We start from the raw sequence: 5,533 nt of genomic DNA, 5'->3' as shown, positions 1-5,533 counted from the left end.
CACAGCGCCACCGCCCCGCCCTCGCGCAGCGCCCGCGCGGCCGAGAGGCCCGAGCGTCCGAGCCCCAGCACCGCAACCACCCGTCCTTCGAAACCCTGAACCGGAATCATGCGCAGTCTCCTGATCTTGCGCCCAAAGGGCTAGCGCAGCCCGCCCGTGGATGCCAGAGCGCGTCCGAACGCGACCTGGACATGAGACAACCGCCGGAGGGGGCGCTGCCCCCGCCCTACGGGCCCCCCGGAGTTTATTGGGCAAGATGAAGGAGCGGCGCCGCGCCCAGGCTTCATCTTGCCCGACAAACTCCCGCCGGAGGCAGCCTGCCCAATCCACCGGCGCGACGCCTGATCATGGGGCGCCATGCCGGCCAGAGGCGTGGAGCCCGCAAGGGAGACTTGACCTGTGCGGCCGTCACGCCGCGCCGCGTGGTCAGCGCACCTTGAGCGTGGCGAGGCCGATCAGCGCGAGGATCAGCGAGATGATCCAGAAGCGGATGACGATCTGCGGCTCGGCCCAGCCCTTCTTCTCGTAGTGGTGGTGGATCGGCGCCATCAGGAACACGCGCTTGCCGGTGCGCTTGAAGTAGAGCACCTGTATGATCACCGAGAGCGCCTCGACCACGAACAGGCCGCCGACGATGGCCAGCACGATCTCGTGCTTGGTTGCCACCGCGATTGCCCCCAGCGCGCCGCCGAGGGCCAGCGAGCCGGTGTCGCCCATGAACACCGCCGCGGGCGGTGCGTTGTACCACAGGAAGCCGAGCCCGCCGCCGATGAGGGCCGCGGTGAAGATGAAGATCTCCCCCGTCCCCGGCACGTAGTGCACGTCGAGATACTCGGTGAAGTCGGTGCGACCCACCGCGTAGGCGATGATCCCGAGCGCGCCGCCGGCGATCATCACCGGCATGATGGCGAGCCCGTCGAGCCCGTCGGTCAGGTTCACCGCGTTGGCCGCGCCCACGATCACGATCATCGAGAAGGGCACGAAGAAGATCCCGAGGTTGAGGAGCGCGTCCTTGAACACCGGGAACGCCAGCTGGCCCGTCAGCTCCGCCGGGTGGAAATACGCCGCCCAGGCGCCCGCGATGCCCGCGATCAGGAAGCCCAGCAGCAGCCGGACCTTGCCCGAGACGCCCGCGGTGTTCTGCTTCTTCACCTTGGCGTAGTTGTCGAGCCGCGCCCAGAGCAGCGTCGAGGTCAGCAGCGCGCCCACGATCAGCAGCCCGCCCATGGTCGGCGTGCCGGCCTTGACGAAATGCCCCTCGGGGCCGTCGTCTCGGATCGGCTGGCCCTTGCCCTGACGCTTGCGCAGGACGTTGATGAGCGGTTGCCCGAAGAGGAATCCGAAGACCAGCGCGGTCAGGAACGCCCCGCCCGCACGAAAGGTGATGTAGCGGAAAAGGTTGAACAAATCCCCGCCATCGCTGAGTCCGGTCAGCCAGTAGAGCATGGTTTTTCCCTTCTCACCCGTTGCCGCCCGCCGGCGTCTGTCCCATTTTGCGGATCGCGTCAACCACGCGCGAGAGCGCCATCGACAGCGATCCCTTCACCAGCACCACGTCGCCGGCATCGAGATCATGCCGGACCCGGGCCGCCATGGCGCGCGAGTCTTCGGTCCAGTGGCCGCGCTTCTCGTAGGGCAGCGCAGTCCAGAGCTCGCGCATCAGCGGCCCCACGCAATGCACCACGTCGATCTTGCCCATCGAAGGGTGTCCGGCCAGCGCGCGGTGCATCGCGACCTCGCCCTCGCCCAGCTCCTTCATGTCGCCGACATAGGCGATGCGCCGGCCATGGGTGACGCGGCCCAACCCGTCGCGGGGCTCGGCGGCGGCCAGCACCTCGAGCGAGGCGCCCAGCGAGGCCGGGTTGGCGTTGTAGGCATCGTCGATCAGCTCGAGCGTCAGCTGGGTCTCGACCGGGTCGAGCAGCACGACCTCGCGCAGCCCGCGCCCCGCCCCGGGCTGCCATTGCCCCAGCGCCGTCACCGCCAGCGCCCGGTCGAGCCCCAGCGCATGCGCCACGGCGAGCACGCCCATGCCGTTCACCGCGAAATGCCGCCCCGGCACCGCAACCTTGTAAAGCACGTTCGAGCGCCATGCCCGGCCCTGCGCCACGGTGGCCGCGTCGCAGATGGTGACCTCGGTGACCCGGTGGTGATTGCCCGCGGCCTCGCCGAAGTCGATCACATGCGCGGCGCGCGCTTGGGCCATCTCGCGCAGGATCGGGCTCACCGGCAGGTCGCCGTTGATCACCGCCGTGCCGCCCGGCTCGAGCCCCTCGAAGATGGCGCCCTTCTCGCGGGCGATGCCCTCGAGGCTCTCGAAGGCGGCGAGATGCGCGGGCGCCACGATGGTCACCATCGCCACGTGCGGCCGGGCCATGCGCGACAGCGGCGCGATCTCGCCGGGGTGGTTCATGCCGATCTCGATGACGGCGAAATCCACGTCCGCGGGCATCCGCGCCAGCGTCAGCGGCACGCCCCAGTGGTTGTTGTAGCTCTTCTCGGCGGCATGGACCTTACCCTGCGCGCCCAGCACGCAGCGCAGCATCTCCTTGGTCGAGGTCTTGCCGACCGAGCCGGTCACCGCCACCACCTGCGCCCGGCAGCGGTCGCGCGCGGCAATGCCCAGCTTCTCCAGCCCGGTCTGGACGTCGTCCACGACCAGCAGCCTTGCCGGGTCCACATCCTCGGGGACGTGGCTCACCAGCGCGGCGGCGGCCCCCTTCTCGAGCGCCTGCGCCACGAAATCGTGACCGTCGCGGGCTGCCTGGAGCGCCACGAAGAGATCCCCCGGCGCGATGGGCCGCGCGTCGATGGAGACGCCGGCCGCGTCCCCGGCCCCGGCCACCCGCCCGCCGGACGCGGCAGCGGCCTCCTGCGCCGTCCAGAGCGTCACAGCCCCCTCCCGTCCAGCGCGGCCACGGCGACGCTCGCCTGTTCCACGTCGTCGAAGGGATAGACCGTGTCGCCGACGATCTGGCCGGTCTCATGGCCCTTGCCGCAGACCAGCAGCGCATCGCCCGGCTGCAGCATGTCGACGCCGCGCAGGATCGCCTCGGCCCGGTCGCCGACCTCGATGGCCTCGGGCGCGCCGCCAAGAACCTGAAGCCGGATCGCGGCGGGGTCTTCGGAGCGCGGGTTGTCGTCGGTCACGATGACCACGTCCGCGTGCTCGGCGGCTGCCCCCATCAGCGGGCGCTTGCCGGCATCACGGTCGCCGCCCGCGCCGATGATGGCGACGAGGCGGCCCATGACATGCGGGCGCAGCGCCTTGATCGCGGTCGAGACCGCGTCGGGCGTGTGGGCGAAATCGACGTAGACCGCGGCGCCGCTGTCGCGGGTGGCGGCCAGCTGCATCCGGCCCCGCACCGTGTCGAGCTTCGGCAGCGCACGGAACACGTCCTCGGCCTCGGCCCCGCAGGCGATGACGAGCCCCGCCGCGAGCAGCGCGTTCTGGCCCTGGAAGCCGCCGATGAGGTTGAGGCGGAACTGTTCGACCACGCCGTGCCACGACAGCCGCAGCTCCTGCCCGGTGGCGTCGAAGCGCTGGCCCAGCAGGCGCAGGTCGGCGCCCTGGGAGTCGCCCACGGTCAGCGTCTCCTGCCCGCGCGCCTTGGCGATGGCGAGCATGTCGATGCCGCGGGCGTCGTCGATGTTCACCACGGCGGTGCCCTCCTCGGGGAGGACGCGCGCGAAGAGCCCCGCCTTGGCGGCGAAATACTCTTCGAAATCAGCGTGGTAATCGAGATGGTCCTGGCTGAAGTTGGTAAAGCCCGCGGCCCGCAGCTGCACCCCGTCGAGCCGCCGCTGGTCGAGCCCGTGCGAGGAGGCCTCCATCGCGGCATGCTCGACACCGGCAAGCGCGGCCTCGGCCAGCGCCTTGTGCAGGGTGATCGGGTCCGGCGTGGTGTGGCGCAACGGCGCCTGCCAGTCGCCCTCGATCCCGGTGGTGCCGAGGTTCACGGCGCGGAATCCCATCTCCTGCCAGAGGCGGCGGACAAAGGTCGCCACGCTGGTCTTGCCGTTGGTACCGGTCACCGCGATCATGGTGGCGGGCTGGGCGCCGAAGAACAGCGCGCAGGCAAAGGCAAGCGCCTGCCGCGGATCGGCCGCGATCACCAGCGCGACCTCGCTGCCTGCCAGCGCCTCGGCCGCGATCTGCGCGCCCTCGGCGTCGGTCAGCACCGCCGCTGCACCCTGCGACAGCGCCGCATCGACGAAGCGCGCGCCGTGCACCTTGGTGCCCGGCATCGCCGCAAAGAGATGGCCCGGCATCACCGCCCGGCTGTCCACTGAAATCCCCGAGATTCGCGCCTCGCGCCCGCCTCGCGCGGTCAGGCCCAGCTCCGAGAGCGTCTTTTCCCCGCTCATGGCAGCCCTTTCATCTTTCCAAGAATGCCCGGATCCGGAGGCAGCCCCCGGGGGCCGTCACTGCCGGGCGAGCGTCACGTTGGTCACTTCGCCCATATCGTAATCCGGACGCAAGCCCAGAAGCGGCGCGATCCTGCCGATCATCTCGGCGGCCACCGGAACGGAGGTCCAGCCGGCGGTGCGGCGCGGCTTCGGCCCCGAGGTCTCGACCGGTTCGTCCAGCGTCACGATCAGAACGTATTTCGGGGCCTCGGCCGGGAACATCGACGCGAAGGTGGTGATGGTCTTGTCCTTGTAATAGCCGCCGCCCTTCTCCCTGGGCTTGTCCGCGGTGCCGGTCTTGCCGCCGACGTGATAGCCGGGCACGTCGCCGAAGCTCGCGGTGCCCTCCTTGACCACGCGGCGCAGCATGTGGCGGGCGTTGGCGGAGACCTCTTCGGACAGCACCGTGTCGCCGTAGCTGATACCCTTGTGCTTGAGCAGCGTGGGCTTCACCAGGTGGCCACCGTTGGCGATGGCGGCATAGGCGGCCGCAAGGTGCAGCGGCGTGGCGCTGAGCCCGTGGCCGTAGGAGATGGTTACCGTCGACAGGTCGGTCCAGCGCTGCGGGATCAGCGGCTTCCCGCCGGGCGCCTCGACCATCTCGAGCGGCACCGGGTCGAAGAAGCCGAGGCGGCGGAGGAAGTCCTTCTGGCGCTCGGTACCGATGGCGAGGGCGATCTTGCCCGTGCCCCGGTTCGAGCTGTTCATGATGACTTCTTCGACGCTGATCTGGCCGTAGTTGTGGCCCTCGAACTCGCCGATGGCGTGGCCTCCCACCCGGAACGGCGGGCGGGGGTCGATGATGGTCTCGGGCGTCACGATGCCCAGCTCCATCGCCTGCGACGCGGCGAGGATCTTGAAGGCCGAGCCCAGCTCGTAGACGCCCTGCACCGCGCGGTTGAAGAGCGGGCTGTCCGACGGGCTGCCGCTGGTCGGCGGCCGCGGCCGGTCGTTGGGGTCGAAATCGGGCAGCGAGGCCATGGCGAGGATCTCGCCGGTGTGCACGTCCATCAGCACCGAGGCCGCGCCCTTGGCGTTCATCAGCCGCATGCCGCTGTCGAGCACCCGCTCGGTCGACGCCTGGATGGTGAGGTCGATCGACAGCTCGAGCGGCGCGCCCTCG

General features: G+C 70.2%; 4 protein-coding genes. All 4 read right to left on the bottom strand.

Features of this window, described 5'->3' with window-relative positions:
- Window positions 1-426: 426 nt before the first annotated feature.
- Window positions 427-1,446, bottom strand: a complete 1,020-nt coding sequence (gene mraY / locus HC022_RS18225; RefSeq protein ID WP_167453375.1) for a phospho-N-acetylmuramoyl-pentapeptide-transferase — start codon at window positions 1,444-1,446, stop codon at window positions 427-429.
- 13 nt (window positions 1,447-1,459) lie between these two features.
- Window positions 1,460-2,893: a UDP-N-acetylmuramoyl-tripeptide--D-alanyl-D-alanine ligase gene (gene murF / locus HC022_RS18220; protein WP_167453374.1), complete on the bottom strand. Its 1,434-nt coding sequence runs from the start codon at window positions 2,891-2,893 to the stop codon at window positions 1,460-1,462.
- Window positions 2,890-4,368 (bottom strand): UDP-N-acetylmuramoyl-L-alanyl-D-glutamate--2,6-diaminopimelate ligase, encoded by a 1,479-nt coding sequence (locus tag HC022_RS18215; RefSeq protein ID WP_167453373.1) that lies wholly within the window; start codon window positions 4,366-4,368, stop codon window positions 2,890-2,892. The genes murF and HC022_RS18215 overlap by 4 nt, the downstream gene beginning before the upstream one ends.
- A gap of 57 nt (window positions 4,369-4,425) precedes the next feature.
- On the bottom strand, window positions 4,426-5,533 hold a 1,108-nt coding region (locus HC022_RS18210; protein WP_167453372.1), incomplete at its 5' end, for a penicillin-binding protein 2.

Origin of the sequence: Salipiger sp. HF18, from assembly GCF_011806505.1 — a bacterium.
Taxonomy (GTDB): Bacteria; Pseudomonadota; Alphaproteobacteria; order Rhodobacterales; family Rhodobacteraceae; genus Salipiger; species Salipiger thiooxidans.
Note: the sequence above shows the minus strand (reverse complement) of the source record. Positions and strands in the feature narration are given on the sequence as shown.

Bases quoted from the DNA above. Each gene is read 5' to 3' on its own strand.
- mraY (WP_167453375.1), bottom strand. From the start codon at position 1,446: ATGCTCTACTGGCTGACCGGACTCAGCGATGGCGGGGATTTGTTCAAC.
- HC022_RS18215 (WP_167453373.1), bottom strand. From the start codon at position 4,368: ATGAGCGGGGAAAAGACGCTCTCGGAGCTGGGCCTGACCGCGCGAGGC.